The organism is Aquidulcibacter sp., assembly GCF_044346625.1.
GTDB lineage: Bacteria > Pseudomonadota > Alphaproteobacteria > Caulobacterales > Aquidulcibacteraceae > Aquidulcibacter.
The window spans coordinates 49,488-75,034 of record NZ_JBIIYV010000007.1; the positions used below are offsets into that span (position 1 = coordinate 49,488).

Here is a 25,547-nt window from a genome sequence, read left to right on the forward strand (position 1 = left end):
TCCTTTAAGCGCGCGGCTAATTGCGCGCGTTGGGTAAGGGGTTGAAGCGAGGGGGTGGCGGCGGAGCTGCGGCCCGGCCCCAGTTTCGGCGACGCGCGGCGATCGCCTCTTCGCGGTCTTGAGCACGCTGGGCAGCTTCTTGGGCGGCCAATCGGGATTGCGCGGCCATCAGGGTCTGAAGACTTTCGAGCTGTTCAGATAAGACACCCAAGGCTTGTACCGATGACTGAATAGCGCCAGTCTCGCCTTCAGCGGCACGCGATGCCGCAATGGCTCCAGCCATCCGAGCGGTTCGCCCGTTTCTTGCCGATTCAACCGAAGCCGCCGTGCGTGCCAAATCCTGCGCTGTCTGCCGCGACAACTCGATCCGACGGGAAGCCGCTTCAAGCCGTTGCATCGCCGTGCGGGCATTCAGATTTCCTGGATACAAATCCTCAAACTGGCGGTCCAAACCCCGAACCGTGGATGCTAACCCGCGCGCTTGGGCATTGAGTTCATTGAGTGCCCGCATGGCTTCGCCAATCTGAGCGGCATGATCATAGGGGCTTTGCGCGAGTGACCGGATTTGTGCGGTCAATTGCTCGGTCTGGACGCGGATTTGCTCCAGCGCGCGAGCAGCCGTCAGCACATTTTGAATGTGGTTGGTGGGGTCATAGACCACGATGGCCGTAGCGTCTTTTGGCACTACAAGTGCTGTGCCAATCGTCAACAAGACCAACGCCGAGGCAGGACCAACAAGGCGGGATTTTAGATTATTGGCCGACATGAAACCGTCCTTCCAGCAAGGGTGAAGTGAGATCATTGGACGGGGGAGCGCTCTGGTCATTGGCCGCGCGCGCGACGTCAGACAGCGCATCGAAGAGATCACCCACGCCCGCGAGGCCCTTGGCTTCAAGGAATGCACGGGCGAACGCGTCAGGATCGTGATGAGGGGGAAGCCCTGAGAGCACATGTTCGATCCGCTTTTGGTCTTCCGGGCTTGACGCGCCACAAACCGCCAAAGCCGCGCCGACCAGCTTTAGATCGAACATCCGACGGCCACGTGGCTGGCGAATATAGTAGGACCTCTTGGGAGCTGCGAACGCCAGAAGTTCGAGCTGGCGCTTGTTGAGGCCGAACAGGCGATAGAGATCAGCCGAAGCTGGTTCGAGCGCGCGCGGATTGGGCAGGAAGATCTGTGTCGGGCAGCTTTCAATCAGTGTCGCGGCAATGGGTGAGCGCACCACATCATCCAGGCTTTGCGTGGCAAACACCACAGCCACATTCTTCTTGCGCAGGGTCTTGAGCCATTCGCGGATTTTTGTTGCAAAACCGGTCTCACCTAGAAATAGCCAAGCCTCATCCAGCACCAGCATGGTAGGCGATCCATCAAAGCCACGCTCAATCTCATGGAAAAGTGCGGTCAGAACCGGCCCAATGGCACTGGGTGTTGCCATCAGCTCTTCTGTCTCGAAGGTCTCGAAGAAACTCATGGCCGATGGAGCCTGATCAGCATCGAGCAAGCAGCCGTGTGGGCCTTTGAGCGTGAAGGGCTCAAGCGCAGCTGTGATATCGCGGGCTTGGCAGAGGGCTGAGAAGATCGAGAGCGTGCGCTGGCTTCTGGGGGCTTCTCCCAGTGAGCCAAGGGCTGCCCAGATTTCTTCGCGGTGCTTGGGTGTGATTTGGACGCCAGCAGCCGCGACGGTTTCAGCGATCCATTCAGCAGCCCACGCCCGTTCGGCAGTCTCGTCGATCCGGGCCAGCGGTTGAAGCGCAAAAGCCCCGTCAGGTCCGAGCGCATGCCAGCGCCCACCGGCGCAATGGGTCACGGCACGCGCAGAGCGGCCCTTGTCGAAAAAGATGATCCGGGCATTCGGGTAGCGCAGCCATTGCAGCGCCATGAAAGCCAGAAGTGCCGACTTGCCTGCCCCGGTTGGCCCTACAATCATCGTGTGGCCGACGGCGCCGACATGTATGTTCAAGCGAAACGGCGTCGCACCGGATGTCTCTGCGATCAGCAATGGCGGACCATCCAGATGTGTGTCGCGCGTGGGGCCTGCCCAGACAGCCGAGATGGGCAGAAGATCGCACAAGTTTAGTGTTGAGAGCATGGGGCGGCGCACATCGGCATAGGGTTCGCCGGGGATCGATCCGAGCCAGGCTTCGACGGCATTCAGATCCTCGGTGCGCGCGACGAACCCTTGCGCATTAAGCGCGGCTTCCACCGCACGGGCTTTCTCGACTGCCCGGCTTTCATCGGCATCCATCACCGTGACGGTGAGCGTCAGCCAGCCAAAAGCGCAGACTTCAGCGCCAAGGGCTTCTAGTGCGCCGTCGCATTCATCGGTCTTGGCGGCTGCATCCGTATCAACGAGCGGCACATCTTCCTTGGTGATAGCTTCGCGCATGAGCGTACCAATGCCTTTGCGCTTGGCAAACCAGCGCTTGCGCAAGCGCAGGAGCTCGCTCTCAGCGCCCGCCATATCGAGCGCAATCCAGCGACCAACCCAGCGATAGGTGAAGGGCAACTGGCCCAGCGCATCGAGAAGCCCCGGCAAGGTCTTGGCTGGGAAGGACCTAATACCGACGACGCGGAGATATTGATCGCCAAGCTTGGGTGCGATCCCACCTTCAAGCGGGCAGTCGGCCAATTGAGCATCGAGAAACACCGGCGTTTCTGGGACCTCGACCTGATGATGCTTGGTGCTGATGCATTGATGCAGATAGGTCAGCGTGTCTTGATCCGACATCAAGCGCGCTTCAGGCAAAGCATCCGCCATCAGATCGACCAAAATGCCGATCTCGCGCTGGAATAAAGCCAAAGTCTCGCGCCAGTCGCGATTATTGGCGACGCGGTTCTCAAACAGGAAAGTCTCGGCCTTACGGATATCATCGGCTGGTGGCAGCCAGGTCAACGTCGCGACATGATCAGTCTCGAAGGCCGCACCGGCCTGTTCGAACAGCGCCTTGCGTTCCTGATCCACAAGCCAGCCGACAGCGTTCTCAGGCTGTTGATCTGGATAGGCATCAGCCATTCTGCGGCGGGCTTCCATATGCAGGCACCAGCCGGTTCCCAAGCGCTTCAACATATTGTTGAGTCTAGCGCGCACAGCCATCAGCTCGTCAGGCGTCGAGCTTTCCAGATCCGGCCCACGAAATTTCACGCACGCACTAAAGCTGCCATCTTTGTTCAGGATCACGCCGGGCGCGACGAGGGCCGCCCAGGGCAGATGATCGGCCAAAGTAATGGGTTTGGTGCGGAATTCATCGAGAAAGCGCATGGGATCTCACTCTCGGGGGCACGGCCCCCGTGGCTGTTGGATTTGCAAATGAGTTGGATAGATGAGGGCTCAGGCCCCAAGATGTCCGGGCAAGCTCAGATGACGCCTGAGGACATCCAAAAACCGGGCGTCGGCTTTGGCAAACCAAAGACCAAGCGCGTGCGCCACACCCCACCAGATGAGGCCGAGCCACCAGAGCTTGAGTGCGAGACCCAGGACCAGAGCGAGTGTGCCCATCAGGATCGCATATTCACGCGGTAAGCCTGCCATAAGGATGGGTTGGGTGAGTGATCCGGCCAAGGGCAGTTCAAAGCCTTCGGGCCGATCAGGATGAAAAGCACTCATGGTGCTGCCCCCTTTTGTCTCAAATCATGATCTCAGCCGATGATTGCACCACCGCCAAAACCAAAGAAGCCCATGAAGAAGCTCGCGGCTGCAAAGGCGATCGCCACCCCGAACAGGATCGAGACGCCGCGTCGCAAGCCAGAACCACTTTCAGAGAAAGCGACGCCCAGACCAAAGATGGTTACCGCGATCACCCCGCCTGCTTGGGCCACAGGGCCAGTGAAACTGTCGACGATTTGTTGGAGTGGTCCCTCCCACGGCATGCCAGACCCGCCAGCAAAGGCCGGGGTAGATGCCAGCGCTAAAGCAGCGCCAGTTGCGAGTGAGGTCAGGATAGTCTGACGGGAAAAAGTGCCTTTCTGCATTGGTTTGCTCCATTCTGGGACTCTAAGTGCCCCTGTGGATAAGTATGCAGATGGTGTGCCAACTTAAGGAAGAAAAATATATTATATTAGTGACTTAGATGGTTAATTGGTTTGGCCCACATGGCCTCGCCGGGCCTCTGAAATCAGGGTCCGGTTGGGCGGGCGCGTTATGGCGCCAGTGCGGTTTCAAGTGCGCATGATATGGGCGGATTTACCCATAAGCGCGTGTCAGATAGCCACCATCCTTATCTCCCGTAACATGCATGAGGTCCTCCACACGCCGACCATCACGGGTCCGGGCAATGTGGATGACAAGATCAATCGCCTGACCAATGGCGCGCCGAGGAATAGTGGTCGCAACCTCAGAGGTCAGGTCTTCAAGGCGCAATAGCGCATCATGTGCGCTATTGGCATGGATGGTGGAAAGGCCACCTGGATGGCCGGTGTTCCAGGCCTTGAGTGTTTCAAGTGCTGCGGCCCCATCGCGCATTTCACCGACAACGATCCGGTCCGGGCGGAGGCGCAAAGAGTCGCGCACCAGATCGACCACGCCGATCAGTTTGGGCGTACGGCGGGTCAAAAGTGCGACTTGATCCCAGGCCGAGCATTGCAGCTCGGGCGTATCTTCGATCAAGATCGTGCGGGTATCGGTAAACGCAGACAACGCTAGAATAGCATTGGCTAATGTCGTTTTGCCAGACGAAGTACCACCCGAAATCAGGATGTTCTTGCGCTCTGTTGCAGCAGTTTCGATCAGTTGCTTCTGCTCTTGGCTAAGAATGCCTTGGGCTTGATAATCGTCCAAGGTGAAGATGCGAGCGGGGCGCTTGCGTATTGAGAACGCTGGGGCACGACTGACAGGCGGCAGCACACCTTGGAAACGCTCGCCGGTTTGCGGCAAAACACCAGAGAGCCTTGGGTCTTCGGGTAGCACCGGCTCACCGACATAATCGGCGATCAAGCGAATGACGCGGTCGCGGGCTTCGGGGCTCAGGGTCTCACCGGTTAGCTGGCGTCCACCGCCAATTGTATCGAGGATCAATTGCCCATCAGGATTGGCGAGGATTTCCACCACATCAGGATCGACCAAGGCCGCCAAAGCGGTGTGACCCAGTGCATGGCGCAGAGCTTCAAGGCGACGCTCGGCGATGATAGGATGATCACCGAGCTTAGCCATGATTTAGACCCCTTCACTATCGGAGTTTGGGACGACAAGCTCGCCTGTCAGATCATTGGCAGGTTGAGCTTTGGCGCTTTCCAATTCCTTGGCGTCTGCCGCTGCCCTGATACTGGCAGGTTCGCCGGTATTGGTGATTTCCCTACCCAGCCGCGTCAGGCGCAAGCGTTCGGCAACTTCATTGATGGCGTGGCTCATCAATACATCAACTGATCCCCGATAGGCTGGATCACGCTCTTCAGGGCTTTCAGGGATTCGAGAGAACAAGGTACGCAGTGCGATGAACAGCATTTCTTCAATGATGATCAAGTCGCGCCCAGTTGTGCGCCCCTGCTCTGCCACCCGCCGCTCCAATGCCAGCAAGCGGTTGTCGGCATCGGCCTCAACCTTGCCCCGAAGTCCCCGTTCAAGGATGGCTGACGCCGCCTGGCTCAAGCTCATGTTTCGCGCTTTGGCTTCGCGTTCGAGTGCTGCACCGACCTCTTCACGCGCCAGATAAATTTGGATGCGTGTCGGGCCGGGCTTAGGTTTGGCAATTGGTCTTGGTTTTGCTCCCATGTCAGAAATCCCCCTCGTGCAAGAGTTTCAAGATGTTGCGGGCATTGGTGTTGGCAGCGCTCTCTTCAGGCACTACCGGGTCAGCATTGGCGGCTTCAGCCTCGGGCTTTGGTTCTGCCTGAGCCACAGGTAATTGGACGATCACAGTAGGTGCCGGTTCCCGGTGGGGTGTCGAAACTGAGCCTTCATCCAACCTCGCTTCTAGATTGAGTTCAGGTTGGCGTGGCCGGGATTTTTCGGCCTTGGCGCGCTTCATGGCGGCTTCATGCTCGCCCTGAACTTCAACACGTCGAGCTTCGGCGCGCTCTTCAAAAGTCATCGCCACTTGCGGATCGCCAAAGCCAGCAGGCTTTATGTCCATCCAAGGATGAACTGGCCGTTCGGGGGTTTGAAGCTGTTGGGCCTGATTGTGCGGTTTAATGGCCGCACGCTCTGCCATCCACTCGACCTTGTCATATTGAAGCTTGTTCAGGCGGTAGGGCCGATGGCCTGCGATGAAGACCAGTTGTTCGTTGTCGGGTAGTGCGCCCACTTCCGATGGGTCCATCAGGGAACGCTCGACTTCAGCAATCGTGCGGCTGCCACCTTTGTCGGCGAAGTGATGGGGCAAGCTTGCGCTCACACGCGTGTCGGTCACAAGCCCGGTCAGCTTGGAGACTTTCTCGCGCGTCAACGGGTCAAGTGCAGCAAAGGCCACATAGATGTGGGTGTTATCGAGAAAGCCGTTCAGCTGCCCGTATATCCGGGCTATATCATTCAGGCTCTGGGCCACAAACAGACATTTGATGCCATAGCCCGCCGACAGGCGCACCACATCTTCAAAGAAGCTGACCTTGCCCAGAAGCGGAAATTCATCAAGCGCGAGAAGCAGCGCGTTTTCCTTGGGCCGCCCGTCGCTGTCGGTCTCTAGATGCGTGGTGAACGCACTCGACGCGAGATGGAAGAACATCCGCACGAGTGGCTGGAGCGCTTTCAAATCCGATGGCGCGATCTGCACATAAAGGCTCACGGGGGCCCGCGCACACATCAGATCACTAAGGCGGAAGTCGCTGGCTGATAAAGCCCGCTCGACCTCTGTGCCCGCAATCCACGACAAATAGGACCTCACGGTCATTTGGACGCTTTTGCGGCCACGCTCATGGGCTGAAAGATAGGCGCTCGCCACATCGGCAATATAGGGGTCCGTGATTGCAGTGCCTGTTTGGTCGCACCGGTGCAGCGTCGTCGCCATAGCTTTGGCGGTTGCATCAAGGTCCGCGCTCAAGCGTTTGACGCCGACCAGCGACTTGTTCTCTGGGGCTTCGGTATAGAGCGCGTGCAGGATCAGGGCGCACAGCATCTCTGAACCTTGTTTGTCCCAGAAATCCTGATGGCCAGACGTACCACCAGGTTCAGCCAGAATCGCCACGAGCTTTTGCACGTCTGAAATGGCACGATCGCCAGTACCAATTTCGGCCAACGGGTTGAACCTCGCGGTGGCCGGATGCAGCGGATTGAAAAAGAGCGCTGGTCCCAATCGGCTGCGAAAGCCCGCCGTTGTTGCCCAAAGCTCCCCCTTGGGGTCAAACACTATGGTCGACCAATTCCAGGTTAAAAGTGTTGGCACGACGATCCCGCGCCCTTTGCCCGAGCGTGTGCCTCCCGTCACCAAAGCAGGGCGCATATCAGGGCTGGTTAGAAGTTTGGGGGCAAGAAAGAAATCGCGTAGGCCCGGTCGATTGATGCGGCCGAGGACGACGCCTTCCAAGCCCGTTAGCCCTGCCTTGACTAGCGCTTTTGGATCGCCCCATCCGCGTGCGCGATGGCCGTAATTGACCTTCACGCCGCTGGCATCGTTGGTTTGCCCGAGCGCACCGTTGCCCTGGTCAAACAAACGTACCAGCATAGCACCAAGCGCTACACCCAACAGTATGAGTGCTGCCCCTGCCCGCATGACTGGGCCATGGCTTGGGCTGGCGGACCATTGTTTCGACCAGAGCAAGATGTCCCAGAATGGATACAATTTGACACCACCACCAATCTCTAGGCCCCAGCCAAGAGCGCGGTGATAATCGTAATGCGCGGCAACAAACTGGGTCCCGGCTGACAGGCCAATCACGGCCCCAACCCCAAGACATGCAATCCGCGTGCGAATTCCCATACCCCTGTCCCCTAATACCGACGCGCACACAAAGTGAGCGTCGCAAGGATGACGCGGCAGGACCGCTTAAGGCGGACTCACCGCAGTAAGTGATCCCAAGCATAGATCGTGCCAATCAGAATATTGGTCTGCAGCCTGAGATAGGCGGCGCAAGATTAGTATATTTAATGTTATAAATCAATAACTTATGATTGCATCGCTTGCTTGGGCACTAACGACGCTATTCAAGACTGAGCCACTGAATGGAGCAAATTGGCACAGAATTTATGCTTGAAGCTTGAGAGAGAACCTATGCTTTGTCGATCTGACAGTGGGCAATTAACCAACTTATGCACGCGCTTATACTAGCGGTTGCGTTTGTCGGAGACCGGGACGACGTGTCGCTTTGCCCCGCCCATTGCGGACGACCGGTTTGAGGGTGCCAGACGCGGTTTGCCGTCAAGCCCTCGCTTCGCTCGTGGCGTTGACAGCGGCACCTTTGCGTCTGGCGGCAGCTTTCAGGTTCGCCCGCATGGTGCGTGGCGTTCCTCAAGGAGGCTGTCATGCCAAGTACACTTTTTCCCGCCTATCTTCGCGCAAAACTCTTGGCCAATGGCGCAAGGTCTGGTGCAGGCGAGGACATTGATCCAGTCCCAGTCGTGAAGCTGTTTACACCCGACGCCAATGCAACTTGGCTTCTTACAGAGATCGATCCTGACAATGAGGATGTGGCCTTTGGGCTATGCGATTTGGGCTTAGGTTGCCCTGAGTTGGGTAGTGTATCGCTATCTGAGATTTTATCGGTGCGCGGGCGGTTAGGCTTGCCCGTAGAGCGGGATCAGCATTTTGTTGAAAAACGACCTATCAGCGCGATTGCCAAACTCGCGCGTCAGAAAGGCAGAATTTAGATGATCACAGAAATGCGCTGCCAGAAAGCCCGCAATCATGGGGCACCCATCAACCGCCACCGATGCGCTGCATGGTTGGACACAAGTTCTCTGCGTAAAGCGCTCGGCGGCAGTCAATTGGTAAGTCTGTCATGACGGACTTTCTGACACGCGCACTCTGTCACTGGAAGCCATCGGACTTGGCGCGGCGGGGACGCTCGGTCCCGAAGGCCAAGCGGCCTTCTCCTACGGGCGTCCTTTTAACCGCCGCCCCAACCGCTCTCGCCGACACCGAGAGGGTCGGCGGGGCTTGGGGGTGGGGCCGGGCTTCTATGTACGGATGGAATAGATTTGCTCGAGTAAAGCTGCCGCGTCTTGGAGGTTCATTGCCAAACCAAAATCACGAGGGTTCATAGCCGCTTGGCGGGTTATCCGATCAGAAAACTCGGCGATGTCGTTTCTGATTTGCTCTGGCAGGATCAATCTGCGCCCCGGAACAAGCACTGCCATCAGGCGAAACACGTCGCGGAGGTGTTTGACAATAGTACGACTGTCGATGTCTTCACCTGCATCGCGACGATCAGACAATTCCATCCAAGCCTTCGCTTTGAATGGGATCAGAGCGTACTCATCCAGTACAGAAATCCCATCGATCCGACGGATCATGCCGCGCAATAAACCGAAATAATCTTCGTCAAGCAAGATGGCTGAAAGGCTGTATTGCCTATCTTCTATGGGTACAGGTATGATTGTTTGATTGGGGACTAGGTCCAAAGTCGCTGGCGGACGCGCAAAAATCTCCAACATGTAGGGAAAGTCAGCGTTGGCTGGCCTTGCGAAACGATAATAGGTCGGCTGACCGTCCGCGCGCTGCCTGATCTCATAGCCGCCATCTTGAATAAACGCCCATAAGGCTTGCGCAAATCCTGCATCGACCACCTGAGCACACAATACGATATCAAGGTCTTTTGTGGGACGGAAGGCCAAGCCAAGATCCTCGAATATCAAGTGGCAGGCGGCCCCACCAATCAGGGCATAGGAATCCCCAAATGCCGCAAACCGCGCCTGAAACAAGTCTAATCCTCTCATGCCCAAAGCCCTTCGATCAAAGACTGTGCAGCCAATGAGACGCGTTCATCTGGATCATCCTTGAATTGGGCATAAATCGACAAAAGGAAGCTATGATTTTCTTGCTCGATCCTTGCAGGCGAATAATGCCAGACATCCAGTTGGGCGTCAGCTTCATAATCCGCGTCAACGATTTCGATGGTGCCATCAGACTTGAAAACTGCCCAATGCGGGCCATCGATCGCAAAGGTCTGAAGCCCTGCATCCATCAGATCACTATGGGCTGCCAAAGCCGATAGACCGCCGAGATTGAGCCTTGGGGGCGGGCAAAGCCAGCGCACGAGATGGGATGAACGGACAGGTGAGACAAGAAGCGCTTGAGCATTCTCCCAAATCTCTTGCTTTTGACCCGCAAGATTGACGCGTTTCTCGCGGCCCTGCCGTTTGGTCTCCACCAAACCCAAGATCGCCAATTCATCAATCGCACGACCCATGCTCATGGCCGTGTAGCCTAAGCCCTTGGCGAGTTGGCTCGGTGTTGCTTCTTGATGGTCCGCACCAGTCAATAAAGTGAACAATGTCAATTGCGCAGCAGGTGTCAGTGTATCCAACTGTCGAATAGCTTTCCTCGAAAACCGTTCGGTCAAGGCTACGCCAAGTTGGGGCATGAACAATTGCTTTCCAGGCACAATAAAAGGTTGTCCGGCTTCAATATGTGCTGCGCGCTGGAAGCCCGTCATATTCGACTGAACAAGGACGACCGACTTTCCAAGGAGGCGCTCGATTTGGGCGAGGTACTTGCGTAGAGCCGAAGGCGCTGACGACCCCACGCCTTGCTCAACCGCAAAGATGAGCGGTCGACCTGCATACCAACCTTCAACGAATTCAAACTGCTGCTTCAGAAAGAGCGGCAGTTTTTCACCTTCTCCTATCGAGCGAAGTTGCAAATCCGTTTTGAGAATAGATCGAACATAGTCTTGGAGGATGGCCACCAATGGCAGGTTCGGGCCCTTCATATGGGCATCGGGATCATTCGATAACGTCATTGTCATTCACTAACATCAAACATGTTATCAATCAATAACGATGTTAGTATTTTATCCGCGTCACCGCCTGCGCGCATCTGAGCATATCCCCGTCCGCCCAGGATGCACCTCAACACTGCCTAATGTTCATTGTCAGCCTTGATGGTGCTCGCACTGCTCATGCCAAGCTCAAGTTCAGTCCAATCCGGAAACCTTTCTGACAAAATTCCAATCAGCCGAACTATCATGTCTTCAGCTTGTAAACGAAGACTTGCCCTCTTTGCGGCTTCAGTCTCAGTTTTTGGTGGCTTAAGCGCTCCCTGATGGGCAGCGGTAGACCTTTGCGAGTATATATCTTTTGTCAATTTGGACCATCGCCTACGATCTTCTTGGGTAGAACCTAACAACAGTGCAGCTCTAAGTGCTAAGCGATAATTGATTTCACTCTTGGTAGAGTCGCCTTTTGTTAGAAGTATTTCAAGGGCAGAACCGAGGTCAAAAAAGGCCTCGGCATCATCCTTGCGGCTCCGTGATGAAGATAGCTTGTTGGTCGCAAGCTGAATAGTCGGTTCGGTAGTTTTTCGATGTTTGTAGGCACTTTGCAACATTTCACCAATTTGGCTTAACTCTGAAGGTGCCCTTAGACTTCGATCTCGATATGATGCACCAAAAAAATGATTGAATAGGGGCTTGGCCCCTACAATCTCGCTATAGGTGCCAAGAATTTCGACGGGACAATTGGAGTGTAGAATCAATATCTGTCTGATTTCTTCGACTTGCCGATGTGTATGTTGAAACTCGAGGTAGCCCTGCGCTTCCAACGATCTATTCACGCAATCCACTATTTTTGCTGCGCTACCAATTTCTATCGCAGCTGTTGGCATCACCCACTGATATTGAAATCCATCAGCATTGAAAAACCGCTCTTTTCCAAAACCTGTCGACAAAGATGACGGCGGAACTAAGCGAACCCTGTCGCTAAGTTCAACGACTTGCTCAAATGTAGGCCCCGAAATTGCAGTTATAGACCTGATCTCAAATTCAGTACTAGCCGCAAAATAGGAAAATGCCGCCGCAACTTCTTCAATTTTGGAGGTGCCTCGGATTAGATCAAAAACGAGATAAGTCGCCATAGCTGTTGCATCGAGCTCTCGCCAACCGCCGGGATACCAAAAGGTCTGCGTCCATCGTTGGCAAAGGTGGGGATGGCTTTCCAGTGACTGAATTAAATCAGACAATGGCCTAGTTTTGGGATCAAGTGATTTTCCGGGATAGTAACCTGTTGCTTCAACAAGCAAACCGACAATGTGATCAAATTCACCAGCCATACGACAGTGAGCCTTTTTTGCTTGAAGCGTTGTTTGCTCAACAAACTAGCACCTAGCCTTATCCATAGAAAGTGGAGAGTGATCGCGGGGTTGTCATATCAAGTCCGACTGCGATGTTTTGTTAGGACCATTAAAGGTTGCTGTCAAAAAGAAAACACCAACAGCGGACCATCTTCATCCAGCCAATCCTCCTGATTCACCGCCAATCGTAGATTCCGAGGTTCTTTCCAAAGCACAGGAAGGTCCGTTCAGGGCTAGTCCGGCAGACCGCCCCCCATCTATTCCAAGCAAGACCTCATAACCACCCCACCCCCGCCCGCGCGCCTAAATCGGCTGCCCCCGTCCGCCCTGCGCCCGCAAGGGACGGCTGACGCCTCTGCGCCCTTGCGCGCTGGGTGCGGCGTGGGCGGGTGAGACGATGCCGCGCAGGCGGCTCTGGTGATGGATGGTCCACACCAGAACCTCCATTTTACTGGAGTATCATCATGTCTCACGTTCAATCCATACCCCTATCCAAGCTGGCATCTTCGCCCCTCAATGCCCGTCGCATTGAGAAAAAGGTCGCCGTTGAGGAGCTTGCCGCGTCGATTGAAGCCCATGGCCTGTTGCAGGGTCTGACCGTCGTTGAGGTTGGCGATGGCAAGTATCAGGTGTCGGCTGGTGGTCGTCGTCTTGCCGCCTTGAAGCTTCTTGCCAAGCGCACGGTGATCCCCGCAGACTTTGCGGTTCCTTGCGCCATTGTCCCTGCTGAAATCGCCGAAGAAACCTCGCTGGCTGAGAATGTTCAGCGCGTGGCGATGCATCCTCTTGATGAAGTCGAAGCCTTTGGGCGGTTGGCGGCGTCTGGCCTACTGGAAGACGCGATTGCTACCCGCTTTGGCACCAGCATCCGCCATGTGCAGCAACGATTGGCCTTGTCGGCTTTGTCGCCCTTGTTGAAGACAGCGTTCCGCAAAGGTGAATTGTCACTCGATGCTGCTCGCGCTTTCTGTCTGGTCGGTGAGCATGATCGCCAGGACAGTGTGTTCAACATCATGCCCAAGCCAGTGATGAATGCCTATGCGGTGCGGTCATACCTCACCCAAGGGGCTGTACGGGCGAGTGACCGTTTGGCCAAGTTTGTCGGGATTGACGCTTATGAGGCCGTTGGCGGGATTGTGCGGCGTGATCTGTTTGAAGACGAGCTGGTGTTTCTCGACAGCCCTGATCTGCTCAATCGCTTGGCGACTGAAAGGCTTGAAGAGCTGCAACGCCCATTGATTGAGTTTGGCTGGGGCTGGGTCAATGTCAATTTGGGCCATGGCCGCATGGATGGCGGGCATATCAACCGCTTAAGGCCCGACTGGCGTGAACCCACAGACGCCGAACGCGATGAACATGCCGAACTGACCAATAGGCTGGAAGCATTGCGCACCGAAAACCCAGATCATGAAGACATCCCCAATCTTCAAGCCAGTATCGCTGCCTTGGTCAGTGCCTGTCAGTTATGGGATAGCGAGAAACTGCCTTTGGCAGGCTGTGTGATCAGTGTCGATCATGATGGCAAAGCCGTCACCACCATTGGCGTGGTCACCCCCGCCGATCAGCGTAAGATCAACCGGATTGACGCACGCCGCGCCCAAGAAAAGGCCAAAGCCGAGGCAGAGCGCCGTCGCGAGAAAGAGCGTGTTGAGGCAGAGGCAGTTGAAGGCACTTTACCAATAGCAGCACCCTGCGCAATCCAACCGTCTCCCGATGGCGTGACAGTTATCGTCATTGATCCTGCAACAGGCAGTGTGCGTGTGGCAGGTCAAAGCGATGGTGAGACCGTGCCTGTAGAGGACATCAGTCCTGCAGGTGAAACTGGCTCGGAAGTACCTGCCCCAACAGCCAGCACCGAAGAGCGCCCACCTTGGGAAGATGATGAGCCTGTGCCAGCCAGCGTCTCAGGCTTCACCCAGAAGACGCTGAATGAGCTGACCGCCGCGCGCACCCGCGCCATCCGTGCCCATCTGTGCGCGGCACCTGATGTGGCGTTAGCTTTGTCAGTCTACACACTGGGCTGTCACTACATGGCGATGACAGGCCCCGTGGGCATGTCGGTGCATGCCTTTGTGTGTCTGTCCAATGCCGATGCCGAACCGCTGGCGTCCAAGCGGGAAACCTTGCACGCCTTGGACTTGCATGAAGAGAAGTGGTTTGACTGGTGCATGGGCCAAAGTGCGGAAACCCTGCTTGACGCACAAGCCACGCTGATTGCTTCCACCCTTGACCTCAGCCACAGCGGCACCACGCCCATCTGTCGCCGCAAACAGGAATTGGCCGATAGCCTCGCCACCCGCCTGCAAGTGGACATGACCAGATATTGGAGCCCCACCACAGACTTCTTCATGGCGCTGACCAAGGCCCAGATTGCGGATGCGATTATGGAAAGCCCTGCGGTCGCGGACTTGCCAAGCGCCAAGGACCGCAAGGCGTTTGAAGTCATGCTGGCTGGCAAACGGAAGGATGAGCTGGCACTCATAGCAGCGCAGAGCCTTGAAGGGACTGGCTGGTTACCGAGCGTCATTGCCACGGCTGGGCTATTGGACTTGGTCAGTCTGGATGCTGAGCCTGCGTTTGAGGTGACAGATGAAGGCCTAGAGGCGCTCGTGGCAGCTGAAGTGGTTGCGCCGGATATAGACCTTGTGGGGATAGCGGCGAAGTAGGGGGGCACTTCCAAACGGGACCGTGCGTCGGGTGACCGGCGTACGTTCTGCCTCGCAGTCCTTATTGCACTTTGATCTCAGTTCTTCGACCAGTGTCCTCAGCAAACCAGTCCCAATCTCGCATGGGGTAAACTAAGGGTCGGCCAGTATTTTTGCCAAAATGGCAAGGAAAACACCCAGAGAAAACTGGATGAAGGCATAGTTTTTCATCAGGACCTAAATGCAGTCTACCAACCATAGAATACTCAAACTCCGAAGAGGCAATACTCCCTTCCTCTTTATAAACTTGCCCAATTGCTCCAACCTCCACGAGCATTACCTTAAACTCTTCATACTCCATGCCGATCTTCTCCGCATGCTTTCGACCAAATTTATTGAATACAGATCGCAAAGTGCCATCTGTGAACGTGCGCGGCAAGTTAACGATGACCGCCGAACAGAACTTCTCTAGAAGAGGATACTTTACTTCAAACGCTGAGCAAATCTGCTCCGCAATCCCCTTCTCAACATCTTTCACTTTGTCGACGATTTCATCATCCGAAACCTCAGACCAATCGCGACGGAAGTTATCTTCCTGTCCGAATATTGCGTTGAGTATCAAAATAATCTGACGTGGCAGCAGTTGCGTGTGGCGCATAATGTAACTTAAGAGGGACTCTTCGACATCTATACCATTTCTAATCATCCTTCCCAGGAAACTTACAACGATCTCCCTAACTTTCTGCGGATTCGACAAATCGATATCGCCAAACTTAGTCAGACTTTCAGGGCGGTACAATGAGCAAAATATCCAATATCTCCAAGCAATTATGCCGCACAATTCCTTAGGCAGCCACTGAAGCAACATGTTGTTTCCGAAATCCTTTGCAATATTTGTCGATATCTTCCGAAAGTCATAGTAATATTCAGATGGAATACAAACCCGTATTTGGCGGTTGTAATTGCCGTAATTTCCAGCGCACTTTAGAAGCCCCTTATATGCCGCTTTCCACTTATCATCAGCAAAGAAATATTCCTCAACAGTATCAAGAATTGCAACAGCGGTTTTTCTATTCGAAGTCAGGTATAAATCTAGCTCTTTTAAAGCCTCGGGGTACTTGGACGACTGACCATCAAATAGATGCAGCATCGTGTTTAGGATTAGCCCTCCGGTAGTTTCAAATTTTTGAGCGGCTATCTCACGAAGTGCCTTTAACACACTCTTTGAGAAACCACCGACAGGCAATGAGCTTGATGCTAAGAACGCGCGTATATTAGGAAGAGGCAGCTTCGTTTGCCCCGCAACCTCTGACATTAAAATTGCATCCAAAAGCATTTCCCAAATCTTCGTGGTGTTTTCAACCATAACATTCGAGTACTGCCCTGTCGGGAACAATGTCGAGATCACAAAACTAATGAATTCAGGCGTGTCAATCAATATTACGAAATCATGCTGGTCAATCTTTTTAGTGTTCTGAACTATCGAAGTTTTCCCAGCACCCTTTCGTCCAACAATTATGTTTGGGTCACGGCGATAAGCCTTGCATAACTCATTATTTTGATTGAAGAGTATCCATTGAATTGCTGGGTCCTTGACCATATCGGCTTGCGCTGGCCCAAATGGGGTAGATGGATTTATGTAGTGCTTAAGTTGCGCTAACTGCTCTGGCGTTAATCTCGAAAGCGCATCCATGTTTTTCCCCTTTAAGGTGCTATCAAAACCCTCTTTTCGCCAAGTGCGGTACGATACCTTAGTCTTGGCCGTTGGCAAGTACTTCAGAAAAACTGTTTAAGCGGATCCGCCAATCCGCCCCACCCCCAACGGCCCAAAATCCCTCCACCCCCGCCAGCCCGCCCGCAACCATTCGGTCGTCCGCTATCGCTTCCGCCCCGGTCTGGACGAGGCGATACCACCGGGGTGCGGGCGGGCTAGCGGGGGTGCGGTTTGTTGATCTCGGCCGATGGGTGCGGCGCGAGCTTATTGTGAGTGTCGCGTGACGCATATTTCCATCGGTGGAGATCTCCGCCATGGCACATGCTGCCCGTTCTTCCCGTTACAATTACACGACTGATGAAACCCGGCTGACGCCGCATGAGCGCGTTACAGCCCAGATCACTTCGCTTTTGGAGCGCGGCGTGCGCCCTTGGATCAAGCCCTGGGATGATATTGCACCGTCTGAGGCTTTGGTCTTGCCCTTGCGGTCATGCGGCACGCCATACAGGGGCATGAACATTGTTGCACTTTGGGCAGCGGCGTTGGAATGTAGCTTCAAAGCCCGCCACTGGTTCACCTTCAAACAGGCGCTGGCCATGAACGCCTGCGTCCGCAAGGGTGAACGTGGGTCCTATGTGGTCTATTATACCGAACTATCCGACACGTCCGGAGATACGGCCAGGCCTTCCATCGTCAGCAAAGCGAGCAACGCCAATGGCGCAGAGACAGGCGAGACGCGCCGCATCCTGCGCGGCTACACCGTCTTCAACGCCGAACAGATTGATGGCTTGCCAGAGGAATTCTACCCCAATCCCGACGCTGATCCTGTTCCCGCTTGCCCGTGCACCAGAAGTGACGATGATACCCGCTTGGCAGCGCTCTTTGCTCGCATCCCAGTCAAGCTGCGCCATGGCGGCAATCGGGCCTTCTATTCCAAGGCCGCAGACTTCATCCAAATGCCCCTTCGTGAGGCCTTTCGTGATGGAAGCCAGTATTGGGCCACACTGGCCCATGAAACGGCCCATGCCTCCCGCCACGAGACCCGCCTCAACCGAGACTTCGGCCAAACCCGCTTTGGCGATGCAGGCTATGCGCTTGAAGAACTCGTCGCCGAACTCGCCAGCGCCTTCATCGGCGCGACAATCGGATTGCCCGCCGATCACCTTGAGGATCATGCTAGCTATATCGAAGGATGGCTAAAGGCGCTCAGTGACAGTCCGTCAGCGTTTTTGACGGCTGCAAGCAAAGCTCAGGCTGCGGCGGATTGGGTTTTGCGGGAGATGGGGGTGGAGTTAAGCGCTGTTAGCAGGCTAAACAGCCTTGTCGTTCCCACTTTGAAATCAAACTTCGAGCCACGCCTTCGTGAATATCATCACCGTCATCCTTTAGCCCGTTTTGAATGGCGAGCCTAAATCGCGAGATCGCCTGACGTTCAAGTTCTCTTGTGCGTGGGCTCACATTGAGAAACTCGCTTCCCTCCCTGTAGCACGAAAACGCATCGCGACCTTCGCATCCGCGTTGATAGAGCTGTCGCGCGGTACCTGTGTCTTTTCTGACACCGCGGCCAAATGCATAGCTTTGCCCTAAGATTCCGCAAGCTATGAATATTCCGCCATCACAGGCACTTTTGAGAGCTAGGTTGCCTTCAGAAAAATTGTTTATCCCAAACTGTGGACTCGTTTGGACTGCACCCAAGCCATAGCATCCAACGAGGCTACCAGCACTGCAGGCCTGACGATAAAGTGTTACCGCATCTTGCGGCCGCCGAGCCTGTGTCAAGCGGTCAGCGCGCTCAACTAGTTGCCTCATCGAATCTCGCCTTTGCCGTTCGTTTATTGCTGCAATCGCTGAACAGCCATTTGAATTTCCAGCATCACAACCGCGCTGGTACATTGTGCGAGCTAAGGCTAGGTCGCGAGGAACGCCTCTTCCATTTTCGTAGCTTGCACCAAGATTAACACAACCAACGCCATTTCCCGCATCGCAACCCTTTTGATAAAGTGTGTTCGCTTGAGTTAAATCAAGCGTCACACCTCTGCCGTTTTCGTAGTTGAAGCCTAAGTTGGTGCAGCCGGCCCCATCCCCAGCGTCACAAACTTGCTGATAGAGCCTTGAAGATTCAGCATGGCGATTATCGCGCGCGGCAGCCAAAGCCTGATCAAACAACCGATTTGCACTTGCTTGATTTTGAATGGTTGTCGCTTGTGTAAAGGCGCGGCAGCCACCTTGGTCTCCTTTGTCGCATGCTGTTTTCAGTAACCTCGAACCGCGTTCAGTGTCTTTGGTGATATTATTGCCATTAAAGAATGCAACTCCAGCGGTCGTACATGCAGTCGCAACGCCAAGTGCACAGGCTTCTTCATAAAGCACGTATGCACGGCCAAAGTTCAGTTGGGTGCCCTCGCCACGGGCATATCGATCCGCCAACCGTTCACACGCTTCCCCGCGTCGGCCTGTACAGGCGCGTTCGTATAGCGGCACTGCCTTTTGCCAGTCGATTGTGGCACCCTCGTCACTGCTGGACCATGTGACTGCCAACAACTCGCAGCCCCATGCATTCCCCAAATTGCAAGCCCGATCTAAGCTTGCTCGCATTGTTTGCAGGTTCTTTGCTGTTCCAGATCCACTAAACTGCTGTAACGCCAGCAAACGGCAGCTTTCACCGTCATTGGCATCGCAGGCTTTTGCAAAGTTTGCGACGGCTCGTGCTTCATCCTTGTTAACACCATTGCCAGCAGACAGAGCCAATCCGGCATTACGGCATCCACGCAAATCGTTAGTTTCGCAGCCCTTTTGGAACAACATATAAGCGCGCGCTAAATCTTTCGCTATGCCATTACCTTTCGAAACGAGGACACCCAAACTCGTACACCCGCTTCCATCACCGCCATCACAGGCTTGCTGATAGAACGCTGCGGCTCGTGAAACATCACTTGTTACACCGTTTCCAGATTCAAAGGCTTGGCCGGAATAGACACATCCAGGTGTATTGCCCGCGGCGCAGCCTGCTTGAAATTGCGCTGCCGCTTGAGTCAAGTTTTTTTCCGTGCCGATGCCGTTGTATACGAGTATGCCAAGATTTGTGCAGGCTGCCCCATCTGCCAACTCACAGCCGCGCCTATAAAGCGAGACAGCCTTTGGCTCATTCTTCACGATGCCTGTTCCGGCTTGAAACATCACTCCTGCGAAACTGCAGGCCGGGGCGAATCCACCATTACAGCTTTGTTCAAAAAGACGGACCGCTTTTGATTCATCTTTGGCAATGCTCAAACCATTCTGAAGTAAGCCTCCGTAATTTGAGCATGCAATTGCGGCCCCCGCATCGCAAGCACGTTGGTACAATTCTGCGCCAAGAGTTTCGTTTTTTGGAGTACCTGACCCCGTCAGGTGCATCCGGCCAAGATTGCTGCAACCACGGGCAAGATTCTGTTGGCATGCGTATTGGTAGCGTTGAAAAGCTTGATTTGCGTCTTTTTCGATTCCGACGCCGGTATCGTAGCCAAAGCCAAGCAAGAGACTTGCATAAGGGTCGCCATTTGTGACTGCTGTTTGAATTTCTGCAACGCGAGACGAAAAGCGAGCTTTTTCGATAATCTTACCGCCGGTCAGTGTGCTGAGGTCTTGGGCTGTTAGCCCCCAACGTTCGGCGGAGAAGGTCGAAGTTGATTGAGCGTGTGCCCAAGTTGGCTGCAATGCCAAGCAAGCAGCAAAGATGGCCGCTACCCACGCCTTGGAAGAGTGGTTGAGGATTTTGGCTAATGGAATTCCAATACAATGAGTTTTCATGAAAATATGACCTCTGATTCATTGAGCGAATTTTTTCGATTTCACACTAATCCTTGTAGCTGAAAACCTAACCCAAGGCTGAATTGAGCGTCAACATCAATTGAGCGACAAGCACCGACTAACTCGCAGGTAAACTCTACATGGTGCAGGCTCGGCTAATCGTTACTTGTTATGGCTGGCGAAGTTTTGAGCTCACGGGACTTCGGGAATCGTCCGAGTTGCAATCGCAACAACCTGATATTCGTTGCAGGTGCGTTGTCATTGGGAGCTTGACGGATTGGCGGCGACCGGACGAACCCGACGGCCGCACCTTTGACCACTCGCCAAAGCGCACGAAGCACGGGGGCAAAAAGTCAGTGACGCTCCAAGATGAAAGTCTTCCCGCCGACCTATGCCCCATGTCCCCAGTCTTCCAATTCGCGCTCGTAAAGTCGGTGGCGACGTGGTCGCAGCTTGCCTTTTTGGTTTTGCCGTCTTGATCTTTGAACACCCTTTCCACGCCGACGACAGGCATCAGGATCGACCTCGCCCATGGCGGTTATTGTCTCCATTATATTGGTCTGAGCTACCCGTCTCGTCCCAATGTTGCCCGTCTCAGGAGACGCGGTGACGTGGCTTGAAAACTGCCTCCGGCGGCGTGTCGCAACATTCTTCGAATTCAAGGGCCCGAGTTGTCGCTGCGCCTTTGGCTTGCTCCTGCCCGCGCCTAGCCCTTGTGCGCCACCGGGTCGTGGTGCCCACGTCCCTCGCCTTGTTCCGGATGCTGTTACGCCCCGTCGCCACCGCGACCCCCAATTCGGGAAACCTGGCCGGGACAGCACCGGACGGGCAGCATTCAGACCCAACGGAGAAACCACCATGGACAAGGCCAATTTCGAAATCGTCGGCAACGTAGGCAAGGTCGAGATCAAGACCTTCGGCAAGACCGGCAAGCTGGCAACGCTGAGCGTCGCCACCTCAGAGCGCTGGAAGACCGAAGACGGCGCAAGCCGCGAGAAGACATATTGGCACCGCGTCACTGTCTTTGCCCCAGCGCTCATCGCCCGCATCGAAGCGATGGTCCAGAAGGGCAGCCGGGTCCGCCTTCTCGGTCGCATCCGCCCAGGCTCCTACGACGACGACAAGGGCCGCACCCGCTACGTCATCGAGTTCGTACTCGGACCTTTCGCAGAGCTCGAAGTCCTCGCCCGCGCCAAGCCGAAGGCAGACGCTGACCTGGCTGACACCGACCTGCCCATGGAGGTCGCCGCTTAGGCGGCCTCCGGGCTCCCGCCACCATCACCGATCTGCCCAAGGGCGAAGCCTCTCAGCTTCGCCCTTTTGGCATGCCTGTGCGCGGTCTGACCTGTGGCCAGTCGGGCGATGACCCTGCCTGTCCACAGGTCAGAACGGTGTCGCTGTGGCTTGTCTCTTGTGGCCCGAACGTCTCATGAACATACTGACAGCATGGTTCATCGCAGCAAGCAGGGTTTGATCTTTCCCGAGGAGCCGTTCGACAAGCTGCGCCCGTATCGGGAGGAGCTGCTTGCCATGTCCCAGACCTACCGGGCTGGTGGTCCGGAGTACATGGCTTTGAGCCGGGCGGTGATCGCTCTTGATGAGGCAGCCGGTGTGGTGATGAGCAAACCGGGCTTTTTCTTCTCGCCCTGGCACAAGACATAATCTCAAAACCCATGACTTGCGAAACACTATGAAACAGGGACGGGGGCTAGATAAAAGAGGGTAAGTCGTGAGGCTTGTATCTTCATGATATTATTCGTGTTTTAGGTGTTTTGTGTTGCGCCTCATGACTTGCCATGACTTACTGCTGAAACGCCGCTGATGACTTACTTTTGGCGGCGTTCTGGAGGGTCTGGCGATGGGTCAGATGGCAGGACAGAGCGGTGGTGAACGACCAGCAAGTCTGGACGCCCTGCCGTTGCGCCAAATGATCGAGCGCCGGTTGCGCGATGATCCAGAGGACGTTTTACCGCGTCTGCCCAATCGTTTGAAGCCAGCTTCAGGAACCGGCGTGAAGGCGTCGATTGCGCGGCGATTGGCGACCGGAAAGATGTTTGGCGGGGGTGCTCAGAGGGGCTCTGTAGGGACTTCCGCAGGGCGCTTTGGAGGGGGGCCTGCACTCTATGTGGGTGCGCGTCAGCGGGTCATGGTGAAGGCATTTGTGGGCCGTCATGGGGGTGCTGGCGGGGCCAAGAATGCGGGTCAAGCGGTGTCGCGTCATCTACGTTATCTGGCGCGTGAAGGCATGGGTGCTGATGGAACTGAGACAGGATTCTACGGACCAGAGGGCGGGCTGGAGCGCGATCATGTGCATGAGGCTTGCGCCTCCTGGGATGGCGACCGGCATCATTTCCGGCTGATCATCAGTCCGGAACATGGCGACAAGATTGATGATATGGACGCCTATGTGCGCGACGTGATGGAGCGCGTGGCAGGTGATTTACGCGAGCCAAAAATGGCGTGGGTCGCGATCAATCATCACGATACAGACCAGCCTCACGCCCATGTGCTGATCCGTGGCAAGCGTGCCAATGGGCGCGATCTGGTGATCCCGCGCAAGGTGATCAGCTATGGCATTCGTGGCCACGCGGAAGATTGCGCGCAGGAACTGCTCGGCGATCAGAGCCGCTCGGAAGCAGAGCGCGGTCTGTTTGCACGCACCACCGCCGACCGCTGGACCGACATTGATTTGAAGCTGGAGAAGCTGGCAGCGTCGAATGACGGCAGTGTCCCGCGCGCAGAGATTGATCGGCATGACACCTTTGGCGCGGTCACGCGAGTTCGCATCACTCACCTCGCGCGCCTCAATCTGGTGGAGGCAGACACACGTGAAGGGGTGAAGTTTGTCGATGGCTTGAAGGGCAGGCTGGATCGGCTTCAGTCTGCTCAGGACCAGATCCGGTCACACTGGGCGGCCAAGCGATTGGAGGCGCTGGCAGGCTTGTCTGAGGTAAGGACGGAGCGAATAGTGCCAGAGCGTGAAGCTCCAGTCGAGGCTGCTATCGACACTCCGTCATCAAGTCCAAAGACGTCTCAAGTAAGAGCATTCGATCCAACCATCGACCGCCTGACACCGCTCGATGTTGAACTGATGCGACGCGGCCAGTTGAGCGCCAACGTAGCCAGTCCGACGCATATGGGTGGAGAAGTCGAGGCTGTCTTAAGGGCCCGGGCGGACCATCTCGTAAAGTCCGGCCAGGCCATCGCCCAAGGTCGGGGTCTTGGCTTCCAGCCAACTGCCTGGGCCAGACTACGCGAAGCAGAATTGAAACACGTGATGGCGCGCGATCTGGGAATCAATGCCCCTGGCCAAATCAGCTATGGCCGAGCCGAGGGCTTCGTCGAAGGGCATGTCACCACCAGTCTGGGCAAGCACGCCATCATCAATCGCGGCGTGGGCTATGCTGCCATGGCCTTGCAGGCTGGCCAAGAGCTCGCCGTTGGGCAGGCGATCGGTCTGGCGATGGGCGTGGAGCGGTAGTGTTCAGTGCCCCCCATTGGTTCAATAGGTCGACCGAGTCTCGGCCACCGAAATTTGAAAGCCCATTGTTGTGACCTTATCGGGCTACTGGCATATCCGCTTTGCGCCAGAGGTTGCCTTTTAGAAGGAAACTTTGCTTTCCAGAAAGTAGTCACTGGTCGCAGCGCTTAGAAGTCGCCCAAAAAACAGTAAGAGGGAATGGCGGCAGTGGTCCAAGCGTGCGAAAATCGAGAAATGGATACGTTCACGACCCCCCGACTTAAGGCGGCAAGGCTAAGGCGCGAGGATTTGGCTGATCTTGTGGAGCTCCACCTTGATAGCGAGGTATCGCGATTTCTCGGGGGCGTTAGGACACGTGCTGCGACGGCTGAATATCTGGAGACCAATCTGAGTCATTGGCGCGATCATGGCTTTGGTCTGTGGACGCTCAGAGCAAACGATGGGACGTTCTTGGGCCGCGCGGGTTTGCGTCATGTCGATGTTGAAGGTGCCTCGGAACTCGAAGTCGCGTACACGTTCGTCAGAAGCGCCTGGGGGCAGGGTCTTGCCACCGAGATCACCCATGCCCTAGTGGGAATCTGGGAAACCTCGTGCTCCGAGCCAAACCTGGTTGGAATAGTCATGAAGGGAAACCATCCGTCCGAGCGCGTTCTCCTCAAAGCTGGCTTCCGCTACGAACGCGACACATTATTTCACGGTGAAGACTGCGGAGTTTTCCGACGAGTTCGCTGATCGCTCCAAAGTCCGTAATGGGCCGGAGGCGGCGGTTGGCGTTCAAAACCTACAAACGGCAGCTTTCGACGTTCGCGCGCTCTTAAGCGGACCATCCGCAATCGGCCAAGTTTTGCCGGAAGTCTCAAATGCGCCAAGGGTGGTCATCAAGGGCACTTTGGTGAAGTCTAAAGATCCGACGATCCCTTCGCGCCGATCTCGAACCACCACAGTTATAAGTTAAGTCTTTTGACATCGCCATTGGATCTTCTGTTTCGGCTTTTGAGGTCTATCGTTTGCAGCAAGGCTTAGGTATCAACTTCACTAAGGATATTCGGCACAGGGGATGGATATGCATGACTCGATGATCATCAACGGCAGTTGCGAACCGGGTTACGAGGCCGTCCGTGATGCCTTTGCCGTCAATTTTGCAGAGCGCAGCGATGTTGGGGCATCGGTAGCAATGGTGGTTGACGGGCAAATAGTCGTCGATCTGTGGGGCGGCGCGGTAGATAGTAGCAAGAATGCACAATCTTGGCAGGCGGATACGCTGGTCAATGTCTGGTCTACCACCAAAGGCGTTACGGCGGCGTGCTTTGCGATGCTCGTCGATCGCGGACTCATTGAGTATGATGCACCGATTGCGCGCTATTGGCCCGAGTTCGCGGCTGAGGGTAAGGGCGAGATCACGGTTGCGATGTTGCTGTCGCATCAAGCTGGGCTTTGCGGTTTTCGTCAGCCTGCAACGCTGGAAACATTCTATGATACGGAAGCGGCTGCTGAACGGCTCGCTGAACAAAAACCGTTTTGGAAGCCAGGAACGCAAGGCGGCTATCACGCGATTTCCGTCGGTTTTCTGGCAAGTGCCCTGTGCCGCCGTGTCGATGGACGCAGCTTACGCCAGTTTGTCGCTGAGGAATTAGCTGGACTGGACATCACCATCGGTGTGCCCACCAACGCGGCGCACCGCGTAGCGCCGTTGCTTGCCCCGCGGGACATGGGCACCAACGACCTCGTGACCGATTTTAACGAGTCCCAGATTGCCGCGCTGCTCAAT

20 protein-coding genes are annotated in these 25,547 nt (G+C 55.5%); 8 read left to right on the forward strand and 12 right to left on the reverse strand.

Annotated elements, in window-relative coordinates; translation table 11 throughout:
* Positions 1 to 16: 16 nt before the first annotated feature.
* The 7 genes from ACIQ20_RS03810 to ACIQ20_RS03840 all read right to left on the reverse strand — a co-directional run bounded on the left by ACIQ20_RS03810 (position 17) and on the right by ACIQ20_RS03840 (position 7,845).
* Positions 17 to 766 carry a conjugal transfer protein TrbJ gene (locus ACIQ20_RS03810; RefSeq protein WP_395777593.1) on the reverse strand — a complete coding sequence of 250 codons (750 nt, stop codon included), beginning with the start codon at positions 764 to 766 and terminating at the stop codon, positions 17 to 19.
* A complete protein-coding gene (trbE, locus tag ACIQ20_RS03815) occupies positions 753 to 3,260 on the reverse strand; it encodes a conjugal transfer protein TrbE (protein WP_395777594.1) in 2,508 nt (835 codons plus the stop codon). The genes ACIQ20_RS03810 and trbE overlap by 14 nt, the downstream gene beginning before the upstream one ends.
* Before the next feature lie 69 nt (positions 3,261 to 3,329).
* Entirely contained in the window at positions 3,330 to 3,605 is a 276-nt protein-coding gene (locus ACIQ20_RS03820; RefSeq protein ID WP_298227115.1) for a VirB3 family type IV secretion system protein, read from the reverse strand.
* Between the two features lie 32 nt (positions 3,606 to 3,637).
* The gene (locus ACIQ20_RS03825; RefSeq protein WP_395777595.1) at positions 3,638 to 3,970 is read right to left on the reverse strand and encodes a TrbC/VirB2 family protein; all 333 of its coding nucleotides are present in this window, start codon (positions 3,968 to 3,970) and stop codon (positions 3,638 to 3,640) included.
* A 211-nt stretch (positions 3,971 to 4,181) separates the two neighbouring features.
* A complete protein-coding gene (gene trbB, locus ACIQ20_RS03830) occupies positions 4,182 to 5,147 on the reverse strand; it encodes a P-type conjugative transfer ATPase TrbB (RefSeq protein WP_395777596.1) in 966 nt (321 codons plus the stop codon).
* 3 nt (positions 5,148 to 5,150) lie between these two features.
* A complete protein-coding gene (locus ACIQ20_RS03835; protein ID WP_395777597.1) occupies positions 5,151 to 5,705 on the reverse strand; it encodes a hypothetical protein in 555 nt (184 codons plus the stop codon).
* Position 5,706: 1 nt separating this feature from the next.
* Positions 5,707 to 7,845, reverse strand: a complete 2,139-nt coding sequence (locus ACIQ20_RS03840; RefSeq protein WP_395777598.1) for a type IV secretory system conjugative DNA transfer family protein — start codon at positions 7,843 to 7,845, stop codon at positions 5,707 to 5,709.
* A gap of 542 nt (positions 7,846 to 8,387) precedes the next feature.
* Between ACIQ20_RS03840 and ACIQ20_RS03845 the strand changes: the two genes are divergently transcribed.
* On the forward strand, positions 8,388 to 8,732 hold the full coding sequence (locus ACIQ20_RS03845; RefSeq protein ID WP_395777599.1) for a DUF2958 domain-containing protein: 345 nt from the start codon (positions 8,388 to 8,390) through the stop codon (positions 8,730 to 8,732).
* 309 nt (positions 8,733 to 9,041) lie between these two features.
* On the opposite strand, the gene ACIQ20_RS03850 is transcribed toward ACIQ20_RS03845, so the two are convergent.
* The 3 genes from ACIQ20_RS03850 to ACIQ20_RS03860 form a co-directional block, all read right to left on the reverse strand.
* Positions 9,042 to 9,800: a hypothetical protein gene (locus ACIQ20_RS03850; protein WP_395777600.1), complete on the reverse strand. Its 759-nt coding sequence runs from the start codon at positions 9,798 to 9,800 to the stop codon at positions 9,042 to 9,044.
* Complete coding sequence (locus ACIQ20_RS03855; RefSeq protein WP_395777601.1) at positions 9,797 to 10,831, reverse strand: hypothetical protein; 1,035 nt, start codon at positions 10,829 to 10,831, stop codon at positions 9,797 to 9,799. Before ACIQ20_RS03855 ends, ACIQ20_RS03850 begins: the two co-directional genes overlap by 4 nt.
* A gap of 113 nt (positions 10,832 to 10,944) precedes the next feature.
* On the reverse strand, positions 10,945 to 12,132 hold the full coding sequence (locus ACIQ20_RS03860; RefSeq protein ID WP_395777602.1) for a hypothetical protein: 1,188 nt from the start codon (positions 12,130 to 12,132) through the stop codon (positions 10,945 to 10,947).
* A 485-nt stretch (positions 12,133 to 12,617) separates the two neighbouring features.
* On the opposite strand from ACIQ20_RS03860, the gene ACIQ20_RS03865 reads away from it, so the two are divergent.
* A complete protein-coding gene (locus ACIQ20_RS03865; RefSeq protein ID WP_395777603.1) occupies positions 12,618 to 14,819 on the forward strand; it encodes a ParB/RepB/Spo0J family partition protein in 2,202 nt (733 codons plus the stop codon).
* 61 nt (positions 14,820 to 14,880) lie between these two features.
* On the opposite strand, the gene ACIQ20_RS03870 is transcribed toward ACIQ20_RS03865, so the two are convergent.
* Entirely contained in the window at positions 14,881 to 16,491 is a 1,611-nt protein-coding gene (locus ACIQ20_RS03870) for a P-loop ATPase, Sll1717 family (protein WP_395777604.1), read from the reverse strand.
* 335 nt (positions 16,492 to 16,826) lie between these two features.
* On the opposite strand from ACIQ20_RS03870, the gene ACIQ20_RS03875 reads away from it, so the two are divergent.
* Positions 16,827 to 17,924: an ArdC family protein gene (locus tag ACIQ20_RS03875; RefSeq protein ID WP_395777605.1), complete on the forward strand. Its 1,098-nt coding sequence runs from the start codon at positions 16,827 to 16,829 to the stop codon at positions 17,922 to 17,924.
* Here ACIQ20_RS03875 and ACIQ20_RS03880 read toward each other — a convergent pair.
* Positions 17,815 to 20,298 (reverse strand): tetratricopeptide repeat protein, encoded by a 2,484-nt coding sequence (locus ACIQ20_RS03880; protein WP_395777606.1) that lies wholly within the window; start codon positions 20,296 to 20,298, stop codon positions 17,815 to 17,817. The two genes, ACIQ20_RS03875 and ACIQ20_RS03880, sit on opposite strands and share 110 nt — an antisense overlap.
* An 858-nt stretch (positions 20,299 to 21,156) precedes the next feature.
* Here ACIQ20_RS03880 and ACIQ20_RS03885 point away from each other — a divergent pair.
* The 5 genes from ACIQ20_RS03885 to ACIQ20_RS03905 all read left to right on the forward strand — a co-directional run.
* Positions 21,157 to 21,552 carry a single-stranded DNA-binding protein gene (locus tag ACIQ20_RS03885; RefSeq protein WP_395777607.1) on the forward strand — a complete coding sequence of 132 codons (396 nt, stop codon included), beginning with the start codon at positions 21,157 to 21,159 and terminating at the stop codon, positions 21,550 to 21,552.
* 192 nt (positions 21,553 to 21,744) lie between these two features.
* Positions 21,745 to 21,960 (forward strand): hypothetical protein, encoded by a 216-nt coding sequence (locus tag ACIQ20_RS03890; protein WP_395777608.1) that lies wholly within the window; start codon positions 21,745 to 21,747, stop codon positions 21,958 to 21,960.
* 205 nt (positions 21,961 to 22,165) lie between these two features.
* On the forward strand, positions 22,166 to 23,779 hold the full coding sequence (locus ACIQ20_RS03895; protein WP_395777609.1) for a DUF3363 domain-containing protein: 1,614 nt from the start codon (positions 22,166 to 22,168) through the stop codon (positions 23,777 to 23,779).
* A 234-nt stretch (positions 23,780 to 24,013) separates the two neighbouring features.
* The gene (locus tag ACIQ20_RS03900; RefSeq protein WP_395777610.1) at positions 24,014 to 24,511 is read left to right on the forward strand and encodes a GNAT family N-acetyltransferase; all 498 of its coding nucleotides are present in this window, start codon (positions 24,014 to 24,016) and stop codon (positions 24,509 to 24,511) included.
* A 331-nt stretch (positions 24,512 to 24,842) separates the two neighbouring features.
* Positions 24,843 to 25,547 (forward strand): serine hydrolase domain-containing protein (locus tag ACIQ20_RS03905; protein WP_395777611.1); only part of this gene is annotated, 705 nt, incomplete at its 3' end.